General features: G+C 48.0%; 28 protein-coding genes and 1 riboswitch. All 28 genes read right to left on the reverse strand.

The window, feature by feature from the left end; translation table 11 throughout:
- Positions 1-15 precede the first annotated feature (15 nt).
- Entirely contained in the window at positions 16-429 is a 414-nt protein-coding gene (locus ACQQ6X_RS13465) for a F0F1 ATP synthase subunit epsilon (RefSeq protein ID WP_149034533.1), read from the reverse strand.
- Positions 430-499: 70 nt separating this feature from the next.
- Positions 500-1,900 (reverse strand): F0F1 ATP synthase subunit beta, encoded by a 1,401-nt coding sequence (gene atpD / locus ACQQ6X_RS13470; RefSeq protein ID WP_149034534.1) that lies wholly within the window; start codon positions 1,898-1,900, stop codon positions 500-502.
- 121 nt (positions 1,901-2,021) lie between these two features.
- Complete coding sequence (gene atpG, locus ACQQ6X_RS13475) at positions 2,022-2,888, reverse strand: ATP synthase F1 subunit gamma (RefSeq protein WP_305165742.1); 867 nt, start codon at positions 2,886-2,888, stop codon at positions 2,022-2,024.
- 174 nt (positions 2,889-3,062) lie between these two features.
- The gene (gene atpA, locus ACQQ6X_RS13480) at positions 3,063-4,577 is read right to left on the reverse strand and encodes a F0F1 ATP synthase subunit alpha (RefSeq protein WP_305165743.1); all 1,515 of its coding nucleotides are present in this window, start codon (positions 4,575-4,577) and stop codon (positions 3,063-3,065) included.
- 19 nt (positions 4,578-4,596) lie between these two features.
- Positions 4,597-5,142 carry a F0F1 ATP synthase subunit delta gene (locus ACQQ6X_RS13485; RefSeq protein WP_305165744.1) on the reverse strand — a complete coding sequence of 182 codons (546 nt, stop codon included), beginning with the start codon at positions 5,140-5,142 and terminating at the stop codon, positions 4,597-4,599.
- Positions 5,139-5,627, reverse strand: a complete 489-nt coding sequence (atpF, locus tag ACQQ6X_RS13490) for a F0F1 ATP synthase subunit B (RefSeq protein ID WP_063213863.1) — start codon at positions 5,625-5,627, stop codon at positions 5,139-5,141. Before atpF ends, ACQQ6X_RS13485 begins: the two co-directional genes overlap by 4 nt.
- A gap of 109 nt (positions 5,628-5,736) precedes the next feature.
- Positions 5,737-5,961, reverse strand: coding sequence for a F0F1 ATP synthase subunit C (gene atpE / locus ACQQ6X_RS13495; RefSeq protein ID WP_007432750.1), 225 nt, complete (start codon positions 5,959-5,961; stop codon positions 5,737-5,739).
- A 105-nt stretch (positions 5,962-6,066) separates the two neighbouring features.
- Entirely contained in the window at positions 6,067-6,891 is an 825-nt protein-coding gene (atpB, locus tag ACQQ6X_RS13500; protein ID WP_305165745.1) for a F0F1 ATP synthase subunit A, read from the reverse strand.
- Positions 6,892-6,920: 29 nt separating this feature from the next.
- Positions 6,921-7,301 (reverse strand): ATP synthase subunit I, encoded by a 381-nt coding sequence (locus tag ACQQ6X_RS13505; RefSeq protein WP_326401099.1) that lies wholly within the window; start codon positions 7,299-7,301, stop codon positions 6,921-6,923.
- Entirely contained in the window at positions 7,294-7,557 is a 264-nt protein-coding gene (locus ACQQ6X_RS13510; RefSeq protein ID WP_305165747.1) for an AtpZ/AtpI family protein, read from the reverse strand. The genes ACQQ6X_RS13505 and ACQQ6X_RS13510 overlap by 8 nt, the downstream gene beginning before the upstream one ends.
- Before the next feature lie 167 nt (positions 7,558-7,724).
- A complete protein-coding gene (gene wecB, locus ACQQ6X_RS13515) occupies positions 7,725-8,891 on the reverse strand; it encodes a non-hydrolyzing UDP-N-acetylglucosamine 2-epimerase (RefSeq protein ID WP_063213859.1) in 1,167 nt (388 codons plus the stop codon).
- A 57-nt stretch (positions 8,892-8,948) separates the two neighbouring features.
- Complete coding sequence (gene upp, locus ACQQ6X_RS13520) at positions 8,949-9,578, reverse strand: uracil phosphoribosyltransferase (protein ID WP_013312332.1); 630 nt, start codon at positions 9,576-9,578, stop codon at positions 8,949-8,951.
- Between the two features lie 351 nt (positions 9,579-9,929).
- Positions 9,930-11,195: an ABC transporter substrate-binding protein gene (locus ACQQ6X_RS13525; protein ID WP_305165748.1), complete on the reverse strand. Its 1,266-nt coding sequence runs from the start codon at positions 11,193-11,195 to the stop codon at positions 9,930-9,932.
- 15 nt (positions 11,196-11,210) lie between these two features.
- Positions 11,211-12,047, reverse strand: coding sequence for a carbohydrate ABC transporter permease (locus ACQQ6X_RS13530; protein WP_149034542.1), 837 nt, complete (start codon positions 12,045-12,047; stop codon positions 11,211-11,213).
- Positions 12,047-12,928 (reverse strand): carbohydrate ABC transporter permease, encoded by an 882-nt coding sequence (locus ACQQ6X_RS13535; protein ID WP_305165749.1) that lies wholly within the window; start codon positions 12,926-12,928, stop codon positions 12,047-12,049. Before ACQQ6X_RS13535 ends, ACQQ6X_RS13530 begins: the two co-directional genes overlap by 1 nt.
- A gap of 175 nt (positions 12,929-13,103) precedes the next feature.
- Positions 13,104-14,354 carry a serine hydroxymethyltransferase gene (glyA, locus tag ACQQ6X_RS13540; RefSeq protein ID WP_063213855.1) on the reverse strand — a complete coding sequence of 417 codons (1,251 nt, stop codon included), beginning with the start codon at positions 14,352-14,354 and terminating at the stop codon, positions 13,104-13,106.
- 120 nt (positions 14,355-14,474) lie between these two features.
- Positions 14,475-15,062 (reverse strand): TIGR01440 family protein, encoded by a 588-nt coding sequence (locus tag ACQQ6X_RS13545; protein WP_142612448.1) that lies wholly within the window; start codon positions 15,060-15,062, stop codon positions 14,475-14,477.
- 206 nt (positions 15,063-15,268) lie between these two features.
- Positions 15,269-15,350: riboswitch (ZMP/ZTP riboswitch) on the reverse strand.
- Between the two features lie 78 nt (positions 15,351-15,428).
- Positions 15,429-16,013 (reverse strand): low molecular weight protein arginine phosphatase, encoded by a 585-nt coding sequence (locus ACQQ6X_RS13550; RefSeq protein ID WP_305165750.1) that lies wholly within the window; start codon positions 16,011-16,013, stop codon positions 15,429-15,431.
- Between the two features lie 83 nt (positions 16,014-16,096).
- The gene (locus ACQQ6X_RS13555; protein ID WP_305165751.1) at positions 16,097-16,657 is read right to left on the reverse strand and encodes a manganese efflux pump MntP family protein; all 561 of its coding nucleotides are present in this window, start codon (positions 16,655-16,657) and stop codon (positions 16,097-16,099) included.
- Positions 16,658-16,799: 142 nt separating this feature from the next.
- Complete coding sequence (locus ACQQ6X_RS13560; protein ID WP_305165752.1) at positions 16,800-18,083, reverse strand: L-threonylcarbamoyladenylate synthase; 1,284 nt, start codon at positions 18,081-18,083, stop codon at positions 16,800-16,802.
- A gap of 180 nt (positions 18,084-18,263) precedes the next feature.
- Positions 18,264-18,956, reverse strand: a complete 693-nt coding sequence (gene spoIIR / locus ACQQ6X_RS13565; protein ID WP_305165753.1) for a stage II sporulation protein R — start codon at positions 18,954-18,956, stop codon at positions 18,264-18,266.
- Between the two features lie 213 nt (positions 18,957-19,169).
- Positions 19,170-20,363: an FtsW/RodA/SpoVE family cell cycle protein gene (locus ACQQ6X_RS13570; protein WP_305165754.1), complete on the reverse strand. Its 1,194-nt coding sequence runs from the start codon at positions 20,361-20,363 to the stop codon at positions 19,170-19,172.
- Positions 20,364-20,438: 75 nt separating this feature from the next.
- A complete protein-coding gene (gene prmC / locus ACQQ6X_RS13575; protein WP_305165755.1) occupies positions 20,439-21,338 on the reverse strand; it encodes a peptide chain release factor N(5)-glutamine methyltransferase in 900 nt (299 codons plus the stop codon).
- A 3-nt stretch (positions 21,339-21,341) separates the two neighbouring features.
- On the reverse strand, positions 21,342-22,409 hold the full coding sequence (gene prfA / locus ACQQ6X_RS13580) for a peptide chain release factor 1 (protein ID WP_063213847.1): 1,068 nt from the start codon (positions 22,407-22,409) through the stop codon (positions 21,342-21,344).
- A gap of 332 nt (positions 22,410-22,741) precedes the next feature.
- The gene (ychF, locus tag ACQQ6X_RS13585; protein ID WP_063213846.1) at positions 22,742-23,842 is read right to left on the reverse strand and encodes a redox-regulated ATPase YchF; all 1,101 of its coding nucleotides are present in this window, start codon (positions 23,840-23,842) and stop codon (positions 22,742-22,744) included.
- 151 nt (positions 23,843-23,993) lie between these two features.
- Positions 23,994-24,485 carry a GNAT family N-acetyltransferase gene (locus tag ACQQ6X_RS13590; RefSeq protein WP_305165756.1) on the reverse strand — a complete coding sequence of 164 codons (492 nt, stop codon included), beginning with the start codon at positions 24,483-24,485 and terminating at the stop codon, positions 23,994-23,996.
- A complete protein-coding gene (fni, locus tag ACQQ6X_RS13595; RefSeq protein WP_305165757.1) occupies positions 24,482-25,582 on the reverse strand; it encodes a type 2 isopentenyl-diphosphate Delta-isomerase in 1,101 nt (366 codons plus the stop codon). Before fni ends, ACQQ6X_RS13590 begins: the two co-directional genes overlap by 4 nt.
- 297 nt (positions 25,583-25,879) lie before the next feature.
- Positions 25,880-26,371: a DMT family transporter gene (locus ACQQ6X_RS13600; protein WP_305165758.1), complete on the reverse strand. Its 492-nt coding sequence runs from the start codon at positions 26,369-26,371 to the stop codon at positions 25,880-25,882.
- Positions 26,372-26,410: the final 39 nt, after the last annotated feature.

Raw genomic sequence — 26,410 nt, forward strand, 5'->3', positions numbered from 1 at the left:
ACTCAAAATCCAATATTAATTCTTATTGGTTCTGATACTAATAGCATTCAATCGGTTAAGCGCCCGTTGCAGAGCGACTTCTGCCCGATGATGGTCTATTTGATCCTGCTTACTCTGGAGCCGCAGTTCTGCCCGCTCCCTTGCCGCACGAGCCCGTTCCACATCAATATCCTCGGAACGTTCCGCACTTTCAGCCAAAATGACCACTTTATCTTTGCGGACTTCAATAAAGCCCCCATTGACCGCAATCACTTCGGTTTGACCACCGATTTTAATACGTACCGGTGCAATCTTCAAGGGAGTGACCAAGGGAAGATGTCCTGGTAAAATCCCAAGATCGCCTTCCGAGCCGCGAACACTGATGCTGTTTACCTGCTCCGTATAGACCAGGCGCTCCGGCGTCACTATCTCTAGTAAATACGTGCTCACTTGAATCCCTCCTGGAAGCTGTCCACAGACAGCTCACTTCGTAAGGCTCGGCTATTCTCTGCCTATATGTTTACAACGTTTTAGCTTTTTCCACTGCTTCTTCAATGGCCCCTACAAAAAGGAAAGCCGCTTCTGGAAGGTTGTCATGCTTGCCTTCCAAAATTTCTTTGAAGCTGCGCACCGTTTCTTTAACCGGTACATATTTACCTGGGAAGCCGTTAAATGCTTCGGCAACGTGGAAAGGTTGTGAAAGGAACCGCTGGATTTTACGAGCACGTGCTACCAGCATTTTATCTTCTTCACTCAACTCATCCATACCCAGGATCGCAATAATATCCTGAAGCTCATTATAGCGGGCCAAAATTTGTTTTACCCCTTGTGCTACATTGTAATGCTCTTCACCCACAACGTCTGGCGACAAAATACGGGAGCTGGATGCGAGTGGATCAACCGCCGGGTAAATACCCATTTCGGAAATTTTACGTTCCAGGTTCGTTGTAGCATCCAAATGGGCAAACGTCGTAGCAGGAGCCGGGTCAGTGTAGTCATCCGCAGGCACGTAGATTGCCTGAATGGAAGTAACCGAACCTTTTTTAGTAGAAGTAATCCGTTCTTGCAGTTGACCCATCTCCGTTGCAAGCGTTGGCTGGTAACCTACTGCGGAAGGCATACGTCCCAATAGGGCAGAAACCTCAGAGCCTGCTTGGGTGAAGCGGAAAATGTTATCAATAAAGAGCAACACGTCACGGCCTTCTTGGTCACGGAAATATTCCGCCATTGTCAGACCTGTGAGGGCAACACGCAAACGCGCACCTGGAGGCTCGTTCATTTGTCCAAACACCATCGCTGTTTTGTTAATAACGCCGGAATCTCTCATTTCATGATACAAGTCATTTCCTTCGCGTGTACGTTCACCTACACCCGCAAATACAGAAATACCACCATGTTCCTGAGCGATATTGTTAATCAACTCTTGAATGGTTACGGTTTTACCTACACCCGCACCACCAAACAATCCGACTTTACCACCCTTGGCATAAGGAGCCAGCAAGTCGATAACTTTAATACCCGTTTCAAGCATCTCTGCCTGAGTTGTCAGTTCTTCGAAAGTAGGCGCTTGACGGTGAATCGGATTTCTTGTTGCTTCACCCATATCAGCACCATTATCAATTGGCGTTCCAAGCACGTTAAATACACGTCCAAGAGTAGCTTCGCCGACAGGTACCGAGATAGGCGCTCCCAGATCTATTGCTTCAGCTCCACGAACCAAACCATCTGTGGAAGACATGGCAATACAACGCACACGGTTGTCACCTAGATGTTTTGAAGCTTCGAGCGTCAGATCAATTTTGACTCCGCTCTCCAGCACAGTCTCAATATGAATAGCATTCAGAATCTCCGGAAGCTGTCCACGTTCAAACTCAACGTCGACAACCGGACCCATGATGCTCACTACGCGTCCTTTGTTCATCTTTTGGTTTCCCTCCTACAAGCTTGCACAGCCGCAAATCTGAACCATTCTGATTTGTTTTGCGCCGCAGTTTATCATAATAGTGTAGACCCTGTTATCAAACAGTCGCAAGTCAGTCGTATTAAGACTGAGCGTTAGCCCCTGCGACAATTTCCGTAATTTCCTGGGTAATAGCCGCTTGACGAGCACGGTTATAGGTCAAGGAAAGCTCTCCAATCAACTTGGTAGCATTCTTCGTAGCAGCTCCCATCGCCGTCATTTTTGCTCCCAGCTCACTTGCTTTACCATCCAGCAAAGCGCCGTAAATGAGCGTTTCCGCATAACGCGGCAGCAATGCTTCTAGTACTCCCTCTGGTGAAGGTTCATACTCATAGTTAATTGAGGATGAAGCTGTAGCCGAATCTGGTGTTTCCATCGGCAACAAGCGATCAATTGTGGGAATTTGAGTCAATGCGTTGACAAAGCGGTTATAGCATAGATAAAGCTCATCAAATTCTTTAAGTTCAAAGCCTTGTACGGCCTTGCTAGCAATCGTTTTGATATCTGCAAATGCAGGTGTATCGGACAGATCGGTTACCGACCCAGCGATAGGGAATTCACGACGTCTGAAATAATCCCGTCCTTTTCGCCCAATGATGAAGATTACAAATTCATCCTGTGAACGGTGACGCTCAGCAATCGTCTGCGTAACCTGTCGCAAAATATTGGCGTTATAGCCACCAGCCAGACCACGATCAGATGTAATGATGAGATAAGCCGTCTTTTTAACTGGACGACTCTCCAGCATTGGATGCTTGATGTTATTCGCTCCAGAGGCAATACTACTCACAACTTCTTTGAGCTTTTCCGAGTAAGGTCGAGCCGACTCTGCTTTTTCTTGAGCTCTTCTCAGTTTGGAGGCAGCGACCATTTCCATCGCTTTCGTGATCTGCTTCGAACTCTGCACACTTTTAATCTGACGTTTAATGTCGCGCATACCTTTTGCCATGATTTCACCACCTTCAAGCTTTGGCCAAGCCAAAGCTAACTTCATAAGATTAAAATCCAGCCGCACATATGTTAAAGGGCCTGTTATTGAGAGTAAAACATGCCAAGGAAGCCACAACCCAGAGGGTACGCTTCCTTAGACACCTTTCATCATAAACAGGCAAATTCCAATATATTACACCGACGTGGCGAATGATTTCTTGAATTTTTCGATAGCTGCCTTCAAAGCTGCTTCATTATCAGCAACCAAGTCTTTCGTGTCGCGGATAGATTGAAGTATATCTTGGTGATCGGACTCCATGAAAGACAGGAAGTCTTTTTCAAAACGTTTTACATCCGATACAGGAATATCATCAAGGAAGCCTTTTACAGCAGTATACAAGCTCACTACTTGTTGCTCTACAGCAAGCGGTTGGTGAACACCTTGTTTCAAAATTTCCATCATGCGTGCGCCGCGATCCAGACGGGCTTTAGTGGATTTATCCAAGTCGGACCCGAATTGGGAGAACGCTTGAAGCTCACGATATTGAGCAAGATCCAGACGCAGGGAACCTGCAACCTTTTTCATCGCTTTAATCTGAGCGGAGCCACCTACACGAGATACGGAAATACCTACGTTGATCGCTGGACGTTGCCCTGCATAGAACAAGTCAGCTTCCAGGAAGATCTGTCCATCTGTAATGGAAATAACGTTAGTTGGAATATAAGCAGAAACGTCAGAAGCCTGTGTCTCGATGAACGGCAGTGCGGTAAGTGATCCGCCCCCCAGGTCATCATTCAGCTTCGCTGCACGTTCCAGCAAACGAGAGTGCAGATAGAAAACGTCACCTGGATATGCTTCACGACCCGGTGGACGGCGCAGCAACAGGGACAGTTCCCGGTAAGCGGACGCTTGTTTAGTCAAGTCATCATAAACAACCAGGACATGCTCGCCTTTGTACATAAAGTACTCACCCATGGCACAGCCAGAGTAAGGAGCAATGTACAGCAATGGTGATGGTTCGGAAGCAGATGCCGTAACGACAATCGTGTATTCCAACGCACCATGACGACGCAATGTTTCAACAACTTGAGCAACCGTGGATTGTTTTTGACCAATAGCGACATAAATACATTTCATGCCGTTGCCTTTTTGGTTCAAAATTGCATCGATTGCGATAGAAGTTTTACCCGTTTGACGGTCACCGATAATCAACTCACGTTGACCACGACCAATCGGAACCATCGCATCAATAGCTTTAATCCCTGTCTGCATAGGCTCATGTACCGATTTACGGGCCATAACGCCTGGAGCCTGACTTTCAACCGGACGGAATTCTGTTGTAGCAATCGGTCCTTTACCGTCTACTGGCTGTCCCAGCGGGTTAACTACACGTCCGATCATTGCTTCGCCTACAGGGACTTGCATGATCTGACCTGTACGTTTTACTTGGCCACCTTCACGAATGTCGGAGAATTGACCCAAAATAACAACACCAACATTGCTTTCTTCCACGTTGAGCGCCAAGCCCAATACGCCAGTGTCGAATTCGACCAATTCACCGGCCATAACTTTTTCCAGTCCGTAGACGCGGGCAATACCGTCGCCGACTTCAACAACAGTGCCGACTTCAACGACCTCGATATCATTTTTATATTGTTCAATCTGACTTTTAATCAATGAACTGATTTCTTCAGGTTTGATACTCAAGTGTGTTCACCCCTATCTTCTATACTCGTCTGTTAAAGGATTTCTCAAGACGATCCAGCTTGCCGGCCAGACTGCCGTCGTACAGTGTATCGCCGATAACCACTTTCAATCCGCCCAGCAGACTCGGGTCCACTATATTTTCCACACGGATTGTTTTATGTTCACGGGCTCCGAATTCCTCGGCTACCGTTGTTTTTTCCTGATCACTTAAAGCATAAGTCGAATACACCTTAGCATGGGCAATTCCCAGCTTGTATTCCTGAATCTCAAGGTATCCTGCCAGGAGAGATTCGAACAAATCTGCTCTGCTGCGCTGAATCAACAGCTTAATCGTGTTAATCAGCGACGCAGACAACTTGCCTTCAAAATTGCTAGCCAGAATCTGAAGCTTGACTGCTTCCGTAATGTTAGGAGAATTAATGAATTTACGGATTTCAGCATCCCCCGATACAGCTTCTACAAAAGCACGTAGCTCCTGTTCGGTTTCCATAATGGTCTGTTCCTGCTCTGCTACTTCATACAAAGCTTTCGCATACCGTTTGGCAACTACCGTATCTCGGCTCATGCTTTGCCTCCTACCTCTTTAAGGTATTGGTCGACAAGCTCTCCCTGGACTTGGTCTTCCTTAATTTCCTTTTGAATCAGTTTGGAAGCAATTTGTACCGAAGCTTTACCCACTTCGCTGCGCAATTCGGCAACTGCCTTATTACGCTCGCTTGTGATTTCACGAACAGCTTCGTCTTTCAGGCGGACAGCTTCGTCTTTAGCCTGAATAATAATTTGTTCCGCTTGCTTGTTACCTGTTTGTTTTGACTGCTCTATAATATCGTAGGCTTCCTTGCGTGCTTGCTGGAGAGCCTGCTTTTGCTCTTCAACATAAGCAGCAGCCTGTTCACGCGTTTGTGCCGCCTCATTCATTTGCTGTAATACGAGTTGACGCCGTTTTTCCATAACGGAAAAGAGAGGGCCAAATGCATAGCGCGTCAGTAACCAGTACAAGATCAAAAATGCAATGATAGTGAAAACGATACTTGTCCAATTTAAACTCAATTGAAGTCACTCCTTTCCGGTGAACGTCGGTTCTGGATCTTTCTTGTTCAAACGAACAAAGAAGGCGCGGATGGCTGTGCCTTCCCCGCCAAACCTTGCTTCCATTCAATTAAGCACCTGCGTAGAAAATGAATGCCAGAACGACCCCGATGATTGGCAGGGCTTCGACCAGACCTACACCGATAAACATTACCGTTTGCAACGTTGCTTTAGCTTCAGGCTGACGAGCGATACCTTCAACTGTTTTACTTACGATCAGACCGTTACCAATACCTGCGCCCAAAGCGCCCAAACCTACTGCGATTGCAGCTGCGATATATGCCCAAACTCCCATTTTAAAAAATCCTCCTTAGTGATGTGTATTTGTATAGTACATGTATTTGCAGTTAAGCGCGAAGCGTACTCCTGAACTTAACTAAAAACCGGAAAACGTCCTTGTCTAATGCTCTTCTTCATGCGTGTCAATGGACTGCGAAATATATACAAACGTAAGAATCGTGAAGACAAACGCTTGGATACTGCCGACAAAAATACTAAATCCTTGCCAGACTACGAGTCCCAATACGGAAGCAACCATACCTCCTACACCAAGTGCTGTCATTTTCAACAGAACACTAATCAAAACTTCGCCGGCAAAAATATTACCGAATAGACGCATACCATGTGTTAATAGTTTTGAGAACTGCTCAATTAAGTTAATTGGTAAAAAGAACGGAAATGGCTGGACGTAATGCTTGAAGTAAGCTTTCGTATTACGGAAGATCCCCAGGAAATGAACCAGGACAAAGATAATCAATGCCAGTCCAATGGATACCCCTGCATCTGCGGTAGGTGATTTCCACCAGCTGATACCTACATGGGCAGCTTCGCCTGGGTGAGACGCCTGTGCTTGTTCTAGTGCTTCTTTCACTGGAATGATTTCATGTCCAAATACTTGGGCACTTTGCACATTATCGAATTCAGTCACAATCCCGAAAGGTAACCCCAGCATATTGCCCACGAAAATGAACATGATCAGCGTCATCCCCAAGGAGAGGAATGGCTTCCCTTTTTTCAAATCCATTGTGCTGGAAATCAGTCCTTGAACAAATTCTACAACCCATTCCATAAAATTTTGCAGCTTGCTCGGATTGTCTACGGACAAATTGCGTGTTGCAGCAAATGCCAATCCAAATACAATCGCGCAAGTCACAAAAAGCATAATAATGACGGACAAGTCAATGTTAAACCCGCCCAATTCGATAATCGGTGATTCATGCAACATGTTTTCTCACCCCTTTCTCAGTTGAGCCATCATTTTTCCTGTAGCGCGAATATGATGCCTATAATTAAAAGAAGAAATTGTCCAGTCACCAGGCTTGCCATTACAGCGATCTCATGAAAGTAGGCCGGAAATTCTATCGCCAGCACCACTGCCAAAATAGAGGTCGCTATTCGAACGCCAAAGCCAATGCCTACCACTCTCTTCTTACCTTCACCGGCGGCTGCATTCGCAACCTGTCGAATTTTGTAGGCCATATATAGCACATTTAGACAGCTTACTCCCGTTCCCAGAATGATTCCGTGAGCAATGTCACGATGTTGGGGCATGAAAGCGGAGACCAGGAAACACAGAGCCATAATCATAAGCGCTACGATCCATAACATTTTTTGCATACGGGTCATCTCATTCATGGTTATCCCTCAATACCTTTCCGATCACAAGGGCAATACTCAATGCGCCTACAACCAAGCCTGCGAGAACGCTTACGCCAATCCAAATTCCGGAGCCACCAAGTTTGGCATCGAGCCATTTTCCGACATAGAAACCACCCAGTGTGCATACCGTCAAATCGATGCCGATTGCGCTCACCAGTCCTATAGCCTTAAAGGCGTTTCCGGTGTTTTTTCGGTTGTTGTTTTGCTTGGAAGGTTTGACCACTTTTCTCATGTCACCCCTGCAATTCCAGTCCATTTTACTTAAATATAAGATGCTTTGTCAATTGAGATATTTTAGCGCCCTAAAGTATAAAATTCAGTCGACAAAGCATCTTAAAATGCTGTATCCCTTGGTAACCGTACAGTTTAACTGTATGCTTACCTTATAAAGATTAATGATTACGGACGAACACCTTTTGTGAACATTGTGTGAAATTCTTCAGGACGTTCTGTTTGAACACCGTAATGGTGAAGAATCGCATTGACAATTCTTACTGATGCCTGTCCATCACCGTAAGGATTCGCTGCCTGACTCATAGACTCATACAATGCAGCATCTGTCAAAAGAGCCTTGGTCCGATTGTACACATTCTCTTCACTCGTACCCACCAATTCCAAGGTACCCGCTTCGATTCCTTCCGGTCTTTCGGTCGTATCACGCAGCACCAGGACAGGTACTCCGAACGAAGGTGCTTCTTCCTGAAGACCACCAGAATCCGTAAGAATCAGATGCGTGTGTGGATAAAAATTGTGCAGATCCACGACATCCAGCGGATCAATCAGCTTAATGCGCGGATGGTTGCCTAAAATCTCAAATGCAGGTTCCTTCACAGCCGGACTCGGATGAACTGGGTAAACAATCGCAATATCCTCAAACTCATCTGCGATCCGCTTAACTGCGTTAAAAATTTGACGATGTGGTTCCCCTTGGGACTCCCGGCGATGTGCTGTCATGAGAATCAGGCGTTTGCCCTGTGCCCAGTCCAGTACAGGGTGCTCGTAGTCCTGGCGAACTGTATACTGAAAGACATCTGTTACTGTATTGCCTGTTACATATATTCGCGATTCAGGTTTATTTTCCTTCCGCAAATTCCCAGCCGATAAAGAAGTAGGTGAAAAATGCAAATCGGACAACACGCCTGTGAGCTGACGATTCATTTCTTCAGGATATGGAGAAAGCTTGTTCCACGTCCGCAGACCTGCTTCCACATGCCCTACTTCAATTTGCTGCATAAAGGCCGCATAGCTGGCCAGGAAAGTCGTCAGCGTGTCGCCGTGAACCAACACAATATCAGGTTTGGCCTCACGCAATACAGGCTCCAGACCTTGAAGTACACGTATCGAGATTTCATTGAGGGTCTGGCGATCCTTCATTACATCCAGATCATAGTCAGGGTGAATATTAAAAACCTCCAGAACCTGATCAAGCATCTGGCGATGTTGAGCTGTAACGCATACCACGGACTCGATATGCTCCGGGTGGCGCTGAAGCTCCAAGATAAGAGGAGCCATCTTAATCGCTTCCGGACGCACACCGAAAATGGTCATTACTTTGATTTTAGACATTTTCTGTTGAACCCCTTTTCATAATAAACGTCTGCTTCCCAAACTGCCATAAACAGTCTACTTGGTTCCGTACAAGCGGTCTCCCGCATCTCCAAGGCCTGGAATAATGTAGCCATGATCATCCAAACGCTCGTCCAGTGCAGCGACATAAATGTCCACATCAGGATGCGCATCCTGCACAGCTTTCACTCCTTCAGGAGCGGCAATCAGATTCATCATTTTAATTTGAGTACAGCCTCTTTTTTTCAACACGTCAATCGCTGCGATCGCCGACCCGCCCGTTGCCAGCATGGGATCAATCACGATCAATTCACGTTCAGTTACATCCGTAGGCAGCTTCGTATAATATTCTACTGGTTGCAATGTCTCAGGATCACGGAACAACCCCACATGCCCTACCTTTGCGGCTGGCAAAAGCTTTACGACACCATCCAGCATGCCTAAGCCTGCACGCAAAATCGGAATAAGGCCCAGCATACGACCAGAAATCACTTTACCTTCTGTTTCAGCAACTGGAGTCTGCACCGTAATGCTCTCCAGTGGGATATCCCTTGTAATTTCATAAGCCATCAATGTTGCTACTTCATCAACCAATTCGCGGAAATCTTTCGTGTTGGTCCGCACATCGCGGATAAATGTAAGTTTGTGTTGGATCAAAGGGTGATCGCAAACCACCAGTTTTGCCATGATATATTCCCTCCGGTATTATCGTCACGTTCTTCCGCATCAGCATATCGAACATCCTGATTCGAAAGGATCTATGTAACCTATTTGTACAAACCAAATAAGCACAGATGCAATGCGTGCCTGTAAATCCTGTTTATTATAACATTCCCTTGGTTGATTTAACACCTGCCACCGCAACCTTTTGTCAAGGGAAAGATATGACATGCAAAATACTTGGCAGGCCCCATTTCGTGTGACTTTTGTCATATAAAATCACGTCAAAAAGGCTCTAACGGCCCTTGACCGTCAAAGCCTTTCCAGCTTCAAGTTTCCTGTATAAGGTATAGTCTCTGCATCCCCATGCAGCATATTTTATCTATACTTCAGATTGTCCCATGCTTCCTGAAATTGCTGAAGCATTTCGTCTTTCGTAATAACTCCTGCAATATAGGCTTGCATACTACTGCTTAAATCCTGATTCAGTCCCTTCGGGAAGCGTTGGAAGTTCCAACTCCATATCTTGCCTTCCCTTACATGGCGGGATATTTCCGCACCTAAATCACCTGTGGTCTCGTCACTAGACTTGATACTTTTGAAAGCAGGAACGAACTTAAACTCCTTGGTGATATAATGCTTGCCGGTTTCCGATGTGACCAGCCAGTTGAGAAATTCTTTTGCTTCCTGCTTCACAGGTGAGTTTTTATTGACTACCCAGTTCGAGGCCACTCCCACAGCGAGTTTGCCTCCAGCGGAGGAGTCATTGTCTATGGGTGTAGGAAGAATGCCCAAATTCAATTTAGGATTAATTCCATCTATTTGCGGCTGCGTCCAGTTTCCCTGATGCATCATAGCAGCCTTGCCTGTCGAGAATAGGGTCACTTGTGTGTTGTAGTCTGTCGTGAGCGGATTAGGGTTCCCGTATTTTAAAGTCAGGTCAAGCAATTTCACCCACTGATCAAACACAGGATTACCAGGGATGCGAGCAGTTCCTTTATTTAAATCCGCAACGTAGCTTTCCGGGTTCGGCTGTCTGGCAAAGGGGATATTGATAAAATGGTTTCCTAGAACCCACCACTCTGCATAGCCGTTAGCAAAAGGGATAATCCCTGCCGCTTTCAGTCGCTTGGCCGTTTCCTCCAGTTCATCAATCGTTTGAGGCAGTTTGGTGATACCGGCTTTTTTGAACAAATCCTTGTTATAGACAAAACCAAATCCCTCCAGGTTCATAGGCTGTCCATAAATCTTGCCGTTAACTGTCATTGGCTTACGAGCAAAATCATCCAGGTCCTTCACCCATGGCTGATCCGACAAATCCTCCAAGTACTCAAACCACGTATCGCGATCCTGGTAGCCCTCATTTGTAAAAATGTCCGGCTGATCGCCTGAGGCGAATTTAGCCTTCAACGAAGCACCGTAGTCCGTCCCACCACCGACAGATTGGATATCCAGCTTGATGCCAGGGTGCGTTCTTTCATATTCAGCCTTCAGCTTGTTCAATGGCTCCGAAATCTCCACTTTAAATTGATAAATGTGTATCGTTTTAGTCCCAGTCTGTTGAGCCTTCGTATTACCACAACCTGTAAGCATACATGTGAGCAACAACATCAGGGAGATGACAAGCAACACTGTCTTTTTCATCCGATATCCCTCCCATCAGCCTTTAACCGCTCCGGCTGCAATGCCAGAAACGATATATTTTTGCATCACCAGAAAAAACACAACGATTGGCATGATTCCAAGTACCAGTGCCGGCAGTGCCAGGTCCCATTGCTTGGTATATTGACCAAACAGCATATAGGTCGCAATCGGAATCGTACGCAGCTCAGGGTCGTTCAAAATGAGTGAAGGCAGCAGATAGTCGTTCCAGATCCATAACGTGTTCAAAATAAGTACGGTCACGAACATAGGGAGCAGCAATGGACAAACGATGCGAAAGAACACCCCATAACGAGAGGACCCGTCCACTCTTGCCGCTTGCTCCACCTCAATAGGCACGGTTTTAATAAAGCCATGAAACAGAAACACCGATAAAGGCGCTCCAAAACCCAAATAGCACAAAATCAGTCCTGGTATGCTGTTGTTCAGGCTTAACACGTTGGACACTTCCATAAGCGGCAACATAATCGATTGGAAAGGCACGACCATCGCAGCCACAAGCAAACCGAACAGGAATCGATTAAAAAATGTGTCATGCCGAACCATTTGGTAGGCGGCCATCGAGCTGATCAGCAGCAGAAGCGCATTGCTGACGATCGTGACGATCAGTGAATTCCCGAGTGCGGTGGGAAAGTTTATTTTATTCCAGGCATTAGCATAGTTTTCAAAACGGAAGGTTGTCGGCCACGATGCGGAATGGGCCAAAATATCTCCAAAAGATTTAACGGAGTTCACGAGCAAAAAATAAAACGGAACTAGAAAGATCAACCCAACCACAATAAGCAATATTTCAGCTACCCATGTGCTTAAACGATAGTTCGATGTTTTTTCCATTACATTTCGACCTCCCTTTTCTTCGTGAGACGCACCTGAATGCTGGTAATGATCGCAACAACCACGAAGAAAATCATAGCCTTGGCAGTCCCCAATCCAAGTCGATTATTTGTAAACGCTTCATTATATATATCCAACGCTACAGACTCTGTCGCCTTGAACGGTCCCCCCTTTGTCAAAGCCAAATTCAACTCAAATACTTTAAAGGACCAGGATATCGCTAGGAACAAGCAGACGGTCACTGCTGGCATAATAAGCGGCACCACAATATGACGCAAAATCTGTCTTCGGCTCGCACCGTCAATTTGCGCCGACTCAATAAGGGCGTGCGGGACATTATTTAGAGAGGATATGTAAATAACCATGAGATAACCTGCGTATTGCCACACAAACACAATGACAGTCCCCCAAAAAGCAGTCGGCCCATCCCCTAACCACGGCAGTTTGAAAAAGGAAAGCCCTGTCGCCTCGCCCACCGCAGAAAAACCACGCACAAATATAAATTGCCAGATGAAACCGAGCAGCAAACCGCCGATCATATTAGGCATAAAAAACACCGTTCGCAGTGCATTGCGGGTACGCAATGGCTTTGTAAGCACATAGGCCAGAATAAAGCCAACCAGGTTCGTTAGAATGACGCCACATACGGTAAAACGGACCGTAAACCAGAACGCATTACGGAAATCCGGATCATCTCTAAAAATATGAATGTAATTCCCTATCCCGAGCCATCGGACATGTTCAGATACGCCATCCCAGTTCGTCATGGAATAATACAGCCCCAGCAGGAACGGAATGACCATAATCAAGACGAAAAACAACGCCATCGGTCCCACAAATATGAGCTGCTGCAATAATTGCGCGGATTTTCTTTGACTCAATGCAATCACTCCTTTGTCGTAGATCATGAAGGAAAATGCGCATAATCCTTACTGTAATCGCTTATTACCCAAAAACGTCGGTTCCGAGTCGTCTGAAATCAAAAAAAGCTTTCTCCCCTCCACGAACAGAAGGGAAAAAGCCTTATAAACATAAAGAATATGAAATGACGACGAATTAGTATTGCGTTCCTGGATAGATCGGGAACTTATCTGTCAACTCGCCAACCGCTTGGCTTGCTTTGGACAATACAGTGTCATCTTTTGGATTTTTAAGGGTATCTGCAATGATTTTACCAATTTTGACCATAGCTTCTTCATCCATACCACGAGAAGTTGCAGCAGGTGTACCAATACGGATGCCGCTGGTAACGAACGGACTTGTTGGGTCAAATGGAATGGCGTTTTTGTTGACCGTAATCCCCACGGAATCCAACACATGCTCCGCTTCTTTACCTGTAATATTCAAATTACGCGTATCTAGCAGCATCAAGTGATTATCCGTACCCCCGGATACAATGTTAATCCCCTCTGCCAGTAGTGTTTCAGCCAGCACCTGTGCGTTGCGAACTACGTTTTGCGCATAGGTTTTGAATGATGGCTGGAGCGCTTCACCCAAAGCAACCGCTTTGGATGCGATCACGTGCATCAGTGGTCCGCCTTGAGTACCCGGGAAGATAGCTTTATCAATCGCTTGCGCCCATGCTTTGCGAGTCAGGATCAGACCCCCGCGCGGACCACGCAGCGTTTTGTGTGTCGTTGTTGTCACAAATTGGGCATGAGGAACTGGACTTGGGTGAATTCCTGCTGCCACGAGACCTGCGATATGCGCCATATCCACCATGAACAATGCACCTACGTCATTAGCAATGGAAGCAAAAGCTTCAAAATCAATAGTACGTGGATATGCACTTGCACCAGCTACGATCAGACGAGGGCGGTGCTTGAAAGCTGCTTTGCGCACTTCATCGTAGTCGATGCGGAAGTTGTCTTCACGCACACCGTAAGCGGCAAAGTTGTACAACAAGCCGGAGGCATTAACCGGGCTTCCGTGTGTCAAGTGGCCGCCATGCGCCAGATTCATACCCAGCACAGTATCACCAGGTTGAAGAGCAGCCAGATAGACCGCCATGTTAGCTTGTGCTCCAGAGTGAGGCTGCACGTTCGCATGCTCGGCACCGAATAGTTCTTTCGCGCGGTCACGTGCAATATCTTCAACGACATCGACATGCTCACAGCCACCATAATAGCGTTTGTTCGGATAACCTTCAGCATATTTATTGGTAAGCACGGAGCCCATGGCTTCCATTACTGCTTCGCTGACGATGTTTTCGGATGCGATCAGCTCGATATTGTGGCGTTGCCTTTTTAGTTCAAGCCCCATTGCTTCCATCACTGCCGGGTCACTTTTACGCAGATGTTCCATCATGATTGATTACTCCCTCTCCATGGTCAAATTGTTGGGCATACAAGCAAATGCCTGCTCCTCTGTTGGGTACCTCATCATCAATGCAAAAAAATCAGTACAAACATGCCGACATGCCAAATGCTAATCGCAGTTTCCGCCGGCTTCTTGTTCCAGACTGTACACTGCCCGTTGTCCGCCAATAAGTGGAGGACGAGTGAACGCAGCCGTTACACGTGCTTCACCAATCCAGCGAAGGCTTGGGCGAAACGGAACGGCTATCGGGCGCAGATGCATGCCAATTAGCGTTTCGCCGATGTCTATCCCGGCATGAGCCTGTACGTTCGCTGCCAAACACGCATCGTCCATAGAACGATAGGCAACGGTAGCCATAGAACCCCCTGCTGTACGAACAGGAACGGCCGCAACCTCCATCAGTCCTAATCGCTCCAGTAGAGAACGTTCAACAACCAGTGCTCGGTTCAAGTGCTCACAGCATTGAAACGCCACATCAAAGCCATACTCTCTGCGAACGGACTCTACTCCAGACAACACTTGCTGAGCCACGTCGAGCGCCCCCGCCGTGCCGATGCGACTCCCAGCCACTTCACTCGTGCTTGCGCCAATAACCAGCAGGCGACCTGCTTTGAGACTCGCTGCCTCTGCAATTTCCCGCACGACAGAAGCGGTCTGTGCTTCGAGTGAAATCTCATGATCCAATTGTTCTACCATTGGAACCTCCTTTGGTTGAACAGCCTCTCAGAGACTAGGCATGGTCTATGCCACGAGTTCAACCCACTCTCTCCTGATCACAATCTGACTATATTATAGCCGATGTTTCAGATTTCGAGCAGAAAAAATGGAAGAACAAGAAGGCGACAGAAGATCTGCTGTAGCTCGTATACGAAAAAAGAGCAGTCCACACCTATGTGGAATTGCTCTTTTGCCCAGGCGACCGGCCGTATATCCGATGCTCCACCGTGGTTAATCCCACTTTTGTCGCCAGTTACACCGGATTCTCATTTTTCCACCTTATCTTAACGGATTAGCTGCTGAAAATCAACAAATTCCGTACAAAATAGAGGGATAGTGCCTATTTCATTCGGAAGAACCCTTTAACTTGTCCAATAACTTATGCAAAGCCGCACGGATTTCCGCTGCCGTGACATCGTAGTCCTCCCGCGAACCGCCAAACGGATCTGAGATATCGAAGCCCGGAATCCGTTGATGCAATTCAATCATACGTTCACGTTCCTCCGCCGATAACTCTTGTCCTAATGAAGCCATCAACTGCTGTGAAGCATACAAGCCATCTAACTCCTGTACATCATTCAGCACTGCTTCTCGGTCTTCCACATATTCCTTAAGCGTAAATACTTTCCCCGCCGTTTGGGGAAACCGCTGAACGACATGCTGTTTATGTCCTTGCGTCAAGGTTAAGATCAGATGTGCCCACTCGGCAAGCCCGTCGCTTAAAGGGGTTGAAGTGATCTGATCGGAAATATCGTGATCACGTAGAACCGCCTCTGCATGTCGGGATATCGGCGTGCCTTCCATCGCAGCTACTCCCGCAGAACGCACGTCCAGTTCCAATCCATGCTCAGCAGCCAATTTACGCAGCATCCCCTCAGCCATTGGACTGCGACAAGTGTTCCCTGTGCATACAAATAAAATATTCTTCAACGCCTTCACCCCCCGTATGTTAAAAATATATAAACAGAGGATTACTAAGATCCTGTATTTATTTTACACTGTCCACGTTAAAATCAAAACATAAACATAAAGCCGAATGCCAGCAATATAGCACCGCCCACCGCTTCTCCATAATCCCCCAGGTTGCGGCTGACCTTGCGCCCCAGCAATAGACCCAGCATGGCCATCGCTCCTCCGCAAAAGCCAAAGGCCAGAACAGTCAGTACCAGATCACTCTGGAACATCCCTAAAGACACTCCTACAGAAAATGAGTCAATGCTCACCCCAAGCGCAAATAGCAATAGACCCAAAGGCGACCGATGATCCAATACCTGTACGCCGTTCCCTTTAAAGGAGTTATATACCATATGCCCGCCCAAAAGGATGAGTAATCCCCCTGCGAAGTAGGTCGTCACATGGCCTAATAAAGAACTCATATAATGGCCTGTGAACATTCCCAGCAATGGCATCAGAATGTGAAAAAAACCAATCACAATACTGATGCGCAGTACGTCTCGCAGGCGTATCCCCTTCATACCGATCCCTACGCCCAGCGACAGCGCATCCATCCCTAGCGCTACCGCCATGATCAGAATCGTTACAACCTGCCCAGCATCGGCAGAGGCTGCCAGCATATCCATCCCTCCATTGTCCGTCTGTTCTTGTACACGTTATGCGGACAAGGGGCAAATCAGTACAAGCAGGCACTGAAAAGACCCAAAACAGAGACGAGGAAAGAGAAGAAATTAAAAGAAGAAGCTTCATTTTTTGCGGAAGCTACAGACGGATGATTCGATGACCTGCCGCTTTAAGCAGTCGATTCATGACGGCGTCTCCCAATCCTTTTGGCGGACAGGCTTCCGCCAAAATATAGGTAACGCCGTCCTCATCGCAGCGGCGCAGCACGCCGTATAGACGTTGCGCCGCCTCATGAAGCGCGTCCAGCCTGCCCAGCGTGTAGACTCGTTCTCCGGCGTAGTCAGCGGCATGCTCGTCAAACGCGAGCACCGCTGTGCGCTCTCCGCGCGCGGCAGCCTCCGCCAGCGCGGCGCGAATCCAGCCCGTCACTTCATCAGACGACGGGCCTTGCACCACACTCAAGCAGCCTCGCGGCGCATAGTGTGTATACTTCATGCCCGGCGAGCGCGGCGCCAGGCTATCGGCGTCCTGCCCCGGTGTAGCAGCCAACGCCGGGTCCAATACGACGGCGCGAGCAACCGCAGCGAGCTGTTCAGCTGTCACGCCGCCGGGGCGCAGAATGGTGACGGTTCCGTCGTCACCGACTTGCACTACCGTGGACTCCAGTCCCACCCCCGTGGGACCTCCGTCCAAAATGCCGCCGATGCGGCCCTCCAGGTCCTCCAGCACATGCTGTGCCAAGGTCGGACTGGGTCTTCCCGAGCGGTTGGCGCTTGGTGCAGCCAGCGGACAACCGGCTTCCGTGATCAAGCGCAGCGCGATCGGATGATCTGGCATGCGCACACCGACCGTGTCCAGTCCTGCTGTCACACGCGATGATAGTGCCTGTGGCACTACCGGCAATACGAGAGTCAATGGTCCCGGCCAAAAGGCACTCATCAGCGCTCGGGCTGTATCGTTTATTTCCGCTACCATACCGCTTAATTGAGCAGCATCGGAAATATGGACAATGAGCGGGTTATCGGAAGGGCGGCCTTTAGCAGCAAATACCGCCTCCACCGCCTTAGAACTGCGCGCATCGGCCCCTAACCCGTACACGGTTTCCGTAGGGAAGGCTACCGTCTCTCCAGCCTGGAGAAGTAGGGCGGCCTCTCGTATGCCCTTTTCCGCGACGATTTGAGCCTGCCCAGCCGAAAGTTCGGCAGAACCATCCCCGTCAGCGTGGTTCACCGAACCAACGGAATCCGCTTTTTCCACCTCAACAGACGATATAGTTGATATAGTCATGTCCTCATTAGGAACCAAGCACCTTACATCCCACCAATGTGTTTGAGAAGGCTGTAGCGCCTGCTTCTGCGCAGCTTTTTCCTTTTTCACAAAACCTGCGTGCACATCTTGCATTTGATTCACTTTATCGCTCATATTAGATCATCCCATATCTTATTGTCATACAGGCCAGTTCATCTTCCTGATCCTTAAAAATCTACTGTAACAAATCAGTTCAAATTGGCTCTGCCATCTGTATATCTATCGTAAGTTCCATTATAACATATGGGGAAACTTACACTCGTCGTTCTCTTTTCCATAGCTCTGGCGAAGCACTTAGGCAAACAAGCCACTCACCCAGCTCCACAGCCCCGTAAGGGCATCCCACAGGAAAAAACGTACTTCTGGCTCCTTGGCAGTCCCCTTCGTTCGACTGTCTCCATGACTCGTTTTTGCCGATACAGTTTGCGCTGCTGCTTCACCACTGCCTGCATCAATAAAACACAACGGCGGGAACAGTACACACCACCAATTTTGTCCTTTTCCTTGCCCCAGTGTAACACGAAGCGCCTCATAATTCCCTGCCGGGTAAACAAGCCCCCCGTACATTTTTGTCGGAAAAGGTACACTTGCCAGCTCTACCTGATGAGCATATGCTATACCGCGACGAGCCAGTTCTGCACCTACCAAATGATCAATTTCAGGTAAATGTGCGTCAATCAACGCTCTGGCTTGATTCAGGCTTTGTGGACTGTCCAACTCACCCACCCATGTATTCATCTGCTGCACAATAGCGTCCCGTATTTCGCGCTTAACCAACTGATCCTCAGGACGATCCGAATTAGCTAAAATGCGCAGTCGAATGGAATCGTGCGGAATGATCTTCAATCCTGTAGTGGTCACCCCAGACGTTACAGCTCCTCTTCCCCCCGTGGTCATCGCAGCATCCGTCTTTTGGCCTTCCCAAGACATCATTAATATCGAAATACAAAAGAGTATCATTGCAGCTTGCTTTATCCAACTGCTCATCTTCGTCCCCCCAAACCCAAACTCTATCATGTCTATCAGTCTGTCCGGTTTGGGAGAGTCTAAACCTATGAATCTCGTAAAAAAAATCGAGCATCGCGAACTCATCATCACCCAGGAATATAAAAAAGCCCAGATTTCATAATCTGGACTCTTTCATTTCACCGTTTCAACTCACACAAATACCCATCAGCTTTTAGCTACAATTCACCTGTACTAAGCTTTTTTCGCCTTCGTCAAGCTTACTCTGGAAGGTTGCGGCAGGTCATCTTCCAGTTCTTGGCCATGGACCTTAATACTCATAACCAGGCCAATACTAGTCATGTTAATAAGCAACGAGGTACCCCCATAGCTTATGAACGGAAGCGTAATTCCCGTAAGTGGCATAATGCCCAGAAACGCACCAATATTCTCAAAAATCTGATACAGCAACATGGACACAATCCCGACAATAATATACGGGCCAGCCCGATCCCGACATTCCAGTGAAATCAGGATCATTCGATGTATCAATATAAAATATAGCAATAGCAGAACGGATGAACCTACAAACCCAAACTCCTCGGCTACAACTACAAAAATAGAATCCGCATACGTATAAGGAACACGCCCGGACTGTACCGAGGTTCCTTGCAAAAAGCCCTTACCCATCATCCCGCCGGAAGCGATTGCCAGTTTGGCATTTTTGGTATGATAAGATGCCTTCGCGGTCGCTTTATCCGGTACCAGCCAAGGGTCCAAACGCTCTACCCAGTGACTACGGCCAATCCCCTTCATAAAGGAATCAATCTCATCGTGAAACGAAATATACGCTTTGATCCCCCCGCCAACGGCGACTGCAAAAACGATAAACCCGATTAGCGCATGGGATGCCTTCACATTACCAATCCATAGCATCCCAATGACGATGACAATGTAACCAAGCGCATTACCCAAGTCATTTTGTGCCATGACCATGGCAAACGGGACAAAGCTGACCAGTGCAACTGGAAGCACATCCTGAACAAAATACAGTTTGCTTTTGCGCTTTTTAATCAGCATATACGTCAAAAAAATGATAAGAATCAGCTTGAATACCTCAGCAGGCTGAAGATTTAAACCGCCAATTTTCAAGAACCCTTGAGAGTTATTAACCGTCCCGCCAAAAAAGCCGAGAATCAACAGGAAGATCCCGCCTCCATATACATACAAGGCTTTTTTAATGAATATCCGAAAATCGACTATCGCTAAACCCAAGATCACTACAAAGCCCAATATATAATACCCGATCATCTTCTGGTAATCGTTGCCGTGTTCTGCCAGGTTTGTAGGCCCCCTACCAGCACTGTATACCGTTATAATACTAATCGCCATGAGCAAAACCAGAATAAAAATAACCGGACCATCAACTTTTTTCAATTTCTGAAGCATGATTTCCCCCTGAGCCGTTTCTCGGTCATACTCCTCTTATTCTAAAGGAAAGACTCGCAAAAAGAAAATGCAGCATTACTCCGAGACACCAAGGACATGTCGCTCGATCCCCGCAAGGTCAGGAATGATTAAAATATTCCTCCAATGACCTGCCCGTTCCAGTAGATTAGCCACGTCTCTGGCCTGTCCCATCCCCAGTTCAAACCCGATTAGCTGGGGGGGAGTCTGAAGGAGTCCCAACTGCTCTAGCATGGCCCGATACGGGCCAAGCCCGTCAGGACCTCCGTCCAGCGCCATCCGCGGCTCATGATCGCGCACCTCCGGCTGCAAGCCAGCGATGTCAGCAGCCGGAATATATGGCGGGTTGGACACAAGGATGTCCACCGCCGTGCCCGCAAACGGCGCCAGCAGATCGCCCTCGCGAAATTCTACGGCTGCGCCGTTATGAGCGGCGTTCTGAGCCGCCATTTTGAGCGCAGCGGCTGAAATATCCCCCGCCGCCACGTGCCAGCACGGCCGCTCAGCCGCCAGCGTCACGGCAATCGCGCCGCTGCCCGTGCCGATGTCAAGCGCATGCGGGGCACCGCTTGGCCACAGCCGGTCGCCGTGCTGAAGTATCGCTTCGACGAGCAGTTCTGTCTCAGGGCGCGGAATCAGCACCGACGGCGAAACCGCGAACGGGCGGCCGTAAAATTCCTGCCGTCCGATAATATACTGCGCCGGTTCACCCGCAGCCTTGCGGGCGATGATCCGTTCCCATGCCTCCTTGACGGAGGAAGGGAACGGGTCTCCCAATGCAGCGTAGAATCTCGTTCCCTCCAGCCCAAGCACAAATTCCAGCAGCAAGCGGGCATTATGCTGCGGCTCCAACACGCCGCAGCTTCCTAAAAAAGAAGAAGCCTCAACTAAGGCTTCTCTGATACTCATGTTCCGTTCCGGCGGCATCCGATACACACAATCGCGTTCGTTCCCCAAAACTTAAACCTCTTGTTCCATCAAATCAGCCTGCTCTGCAATCGTGAGCGCTGATACGATTTCTTCAATCTCTCCATTCATCACCTGATCCAGCTTATGCATGGTCAGACCGATGCGATGATCCGTTACACGGCTTTGCGGGAAGTTGTAGGTACGTATACGCTCACTGCGGTCCCCGGTACCTACTTTGCTCTTACGCTCGCCTGCATATTTGGCTTCCTCTTCCTGACGCATCATATCCGAAATACGGGCGCGCAAAACTTGCAGTGCCTTCTCCTTGTTGGAGTTCTGGGACTTGCCGTCCTGACAGGTTGCCACAATACCTGTTGGCATATGCGTTACACGCACCGCCGACTTGGTTGTATTAACGGATTGACCGCCCGCACCACTGGAGCAGAAAGTATCCACGCGGATATCCTTGTCTAAAATTTCGATATCCACTTCCTCTGCCTCTGGCATCACGGACACCGTAGAGGTAGATGTATGAATACGTCCACCGGATTCTGTAGTCGGAATCCGCTGTACACGGTGTGCGCCACTTTCGAATTTCATTTTGCTGTATGCACCGCGTCCGTTAATCATGAAGATAACCTCTTTAAAGCCTCCAAGGTCATTCATGTTCGCATCCATTAGCTCTACACGCCAGCCTTGGGCATCTGCATAACGGGTGTACATCCGGTACAAGTCCGCTGCAAACAGCGCGGCCTCGTCACCGCCCGCAGCACCACGAATTTCAATAATAACGTTCTTATCATCGTTCGGGTCCTTCGGCAGCAGCAAAATACGAATTTTCTCGTCCAGCTCCCGCTTACGGGCACTCAGTTCTTCAATCTCCATTTTGACCATTTCACGCATCTCGTCGTCCAGCTTTTCAGCCTGCATGGCTTTAGCAGCGTCTAGCTCCTCAACGACAGTTTTATATTCGGTATATGCTTCATAAGCAGGCTGTAAATCAGACTGTTCTTTGGAATAATCTCTAAGTTTTTTGCTATCGTTCGCCACATCCGGATCGCAGAGCAGTTCGCTCAGTTTATCGTAGCGGTCCGCCAATGATTGCAATCGGTCCAACAAGCGATTCACCTCTTCAGTTGAATTAATATGAAACCAGCATAAATTCACTGGCTACAGCTCTTTATTATAACAACTTTTCGATTAATTAGCTACATAAAATACTTGCTAATTTAGGTTTTTGCAAAAATTCGCAGATCAACTTGAAGTCGAATACTCCAAATCTCTTTTAGCGCGTTGCATAACAAGCTTCAACTAAGAGAAAAGTGCTAGTCAAATAAAAAGCCGCCGCCCGGGACAGGCAGCGACTGCGTAATTGGTATATACAGGTAACCCATATATATTTACCTAATATGTTTATATATAAACACTGATACTATATGCTGAAATGCATACTAGACATTAAAACGGAAATGCATGACGTCTCCGTCCTGCACCACATATTCCTTGCCTTCCAAACGAAGCTGACCACGTTCCTTGGCCCCGTTCATAGAACCAGCAGCGACCAAATCATCATAGGATACAACCTCAGCGCGGATAAATCCGCGTTCAAAATCCGAGTGGATTACGCCAGCAGCCCCAGGTGCTTTGGTTCCTTTGTGAATCGTCCATGCGCGTACTTCCTGCACACCTGCTGTAAAATACGTATACAGTCCCAACAAGCGGTAAGCTGCTTTGATCAGACGGTTCAGACCGGATTCAGCCAGCCCCAGCTCCTCCAGGAACATTGCCTTGTCTTCGCCTTCCAGTTCGGCAATTTCAGCCTCTACTTTGGCGCTGATTGGTACCACTTCAGCATTTTCCGCTACCGCAAATTCACGTACCTTTTGCACATATGGATTGCTGTCAGCTTCCGTTACACCATCTTCACTGACATTAGCCGCATACAGTACAGGCTTCATCGTGAGCAAATGAAGGTCGCGTATAATCAGCTTTTCGTCTTCTGTCAATTCTACGCTACGTGCGGGTTTGTCAGCATACAGCGATTCCTTGATCCGCTCCAGCACTTCAACTTCTTGGGCGTACTGCTTGTTACCGCCCTTCATGTTTTTGCGGGAACGTTCAATGCGCTTGTCTACACTTTCAATATCCGCCAGAATCAATTCCAAATTGATCGTTTGAATGTCGCTGATCGGGTCGATTTTGCCGTCCACATGAGTAATATTCTCATCTTCAAAGCAGCGTACCACATGAACAATGGCATCTACTTCACGAATATGCGCCAAAAACTTGTTGCCCAAACCCTCGCCTTTACTGGCACCTCGTACAAGTCCTGCAATATCAACAAATTCAAAAGCCGTTGGCACTGTTTTGTTCGGTACTACCAGTTCAGTCAGCTTATCCAGCCGCTCGTCCGGTACTTCAACAACCCCTACATTGGGGTCAATTGTACAAAATGGATAGTTTGCGGATTCCGCTCCCGCCTGCGTTATTGCGTTAAACAGTGTTGATTTGCCCACGTTCGGCAAGCCCACGATCCCCGCTTTTAAAGCCATAATCAGAACAACTCCCGTTTATATAAAATATGCGTTATACCATCTGTCAGTTTACCAACCCACATTATATAGGAGAACCTATACATGCGGCAAGCATACAACTGTGAATTTAGGATTTTGCTGCATCCCTATATCCTATTTGGATATTTAATTAGATTTCCTTGCTCATCTGGATATCCGTAACCCGATAACCCGACTTGCGATATACATGCAAAGCCCGCTCATTATGCCCGAATACATGCAGACCGATGCGAACCGCGCCCAGCCTCTGAGCTTCTTGTTCCAACGCCTGCATCGTCAACGTACCCAGACCTCGTCCCTGATATGAATCGTAAACGAGAATATCCAGCAAAAAGGCCTCTTTGCCTTGCGTACCTTCTGTAATATTGAACCAGATATGTCCCACTTCCTCCGGGTCCTGACCCCCACTACCTGAATACTCAAGCATGTACAGGTGAGCATGGGGTGTATCCAGCCTTTGTGGCAAATATGTTGCAAAGCTTTCCTTTGCCCGTTCCGGTGCCTCTTCCACCGTCCACGTGCCTGCCTGGATTTTCTCCTCCGCATAATCCGCGAGCGAGCGCTGCTCAAAGCGTTCATACTGCTCGGCGTTCATCGGAACCAACTTGATGAATCCACTCATCCGTTCACCTTCCTTCTTAGTCTGGTCGTATCTTTAAGACCTTCGATCTCTGCTACTCCGATGCCGAACATGACTGTACGCAATTCCAGCTCCACTTGCTCCAATCGTGCTTCCAGCGCCTCGCTGGAGGCGACCGCCGAGCCAAGCAAAGAGCGCCCAAAGCCTGCCATGTCAGCACCCAAAGCAAGTGCCTTCGCAGCATCGACACCGTTTTTCAGTCCACCGCTACCGATCAGAGTGCCGCTAGGCTGAGCTGCTCTAACCTCCACGATACAATCAGCGGTCGAATTGCCCCAATCCGCAAATGCCTCCGCCGCTGCACGGCGCACAGGATCAGGATTGCGAAATTTCTCCACCTGGCTCCAGCTTGTCCCACCTGCACCAGCCACATCAATAAAAGCGGCGCCTGCATCGTACAATCTCGATGCTGTCTCGCCATCTATGCCCCAGCCTACTTCCTTCACACCTACAGGCACCGAAAGACGATGACACAACTCCCTGATGCGATCAAGCAGTCCGCTAAAATCCAAATTCCCTTCCGGTTGGAAAATCTCCTGCAATCCGTTCAAATGCAGCACCAACATATCCGCTCCGGCAATTTCCACTGCACGTTGGCAATCGTCCACACCAAATCCGTAGTTGAGCTGCACTGCTCCCAGATTGGCAAGGATCGGTATGCTCGGCGCTAGACGGCGGACGGCAAAGGTTGAAGCCAACTCTTCTTTTTCCACCGCGGCTCGTACAGAGCCGACGCCCAACGCCCAGCCGCGTCTTTCTGCGGTCTCTGCCAATCGCTCATTAATCGCTCCTGTCTCAGCGCTGCCGCCAGTCATAGAACTGATGAGCAGCGGTGTCCGTACAGCGCGTCCCATAAATGTTGTATCCAGACGCACCTCGTCAAAATGCAGCTCAGGCAAAGCGCAGTGCTTAAAAGCATAGCGCTCCAGTCCGCTAGTGATCCCATGTCCGGCCACATCTTCTTGCAGACAAAGACGGACATGCTCAATTTTCCGTTCACCTGTCTGCGCAACAGGCAACAAAGAGCCGGATCTGTCCGGGGCGTCAGGTGATCCCTTTATATTTTCAGCATTACTCATCTATGTTTCACCTCACTCAATCACTCTGTTTGTTTCAGGTTCATGAAGCACAAATAAGACCGTTCCCGAACACGGTAACCGATCTATTTATTATCTCCTATTTCAAATATCAGGCTCTTAAAGCAGTTATTTTAAGATATTTTCATTGTATCATGGATGGAAAAATATATACACGACCGTGAACATTTTTTCTCGTCTATGGAATTGAAAAAGCAGCACCTGCTTGAGGTGCTGCTTTTCTGCAAAATGTCCTGCGAAAACAGGACCCCCAGCACAGCAAGCAAATCACAGCCTCCTTTAGCCCTTCATCGAATCAGGTATAGGTGTAGTATTTTCTTGCGGTTCCTTAGTACGTCCTTGACCAAGCTTGAATACTAGAATACCGCCGATAATGACGATTACACCGATCAACTTATTAAAGGTAAACGGAATTTTTTCTAATCCCAGCCACCCTAATGAATCCCATAACAGAGCGGTACCCAATTGTGCTGTCAATACAATGGAGATTGCATAGGTAGGACCCAGTCGCTTCATTCCTTGCACCAGACAGAACACAACGCCGACACCAATCATGCCGCTGAACCAGTACCACGGCTGCATATGCTGTAAAGCAAATGTATTTCTTCCTTCAAAAATAAGACTCCCCAGCAAAGAAGCCAAGAACCCAGTTCCCAGTACCAATGTCGTGGTGGCCCATGAACCTGTCCGCTCATTCACCTTATTATTGAATATCGTTTGCAGACTGACCAAAGCACCTGCAATAACTGCCAATATAAGTCCTAATAACATATTTAACTCTCCCTTGATAGTCCCTTATTGTTCCACACT

Source organism: Paenibacillus ottowii, assembly GCF_050516475.1.
Classification (GTDB): Bacteria; Bacillota; Bacilli; order Paenibacillales; family Paenibacillaceae; genus Paenibacillus; species Paenibacillus ottowii.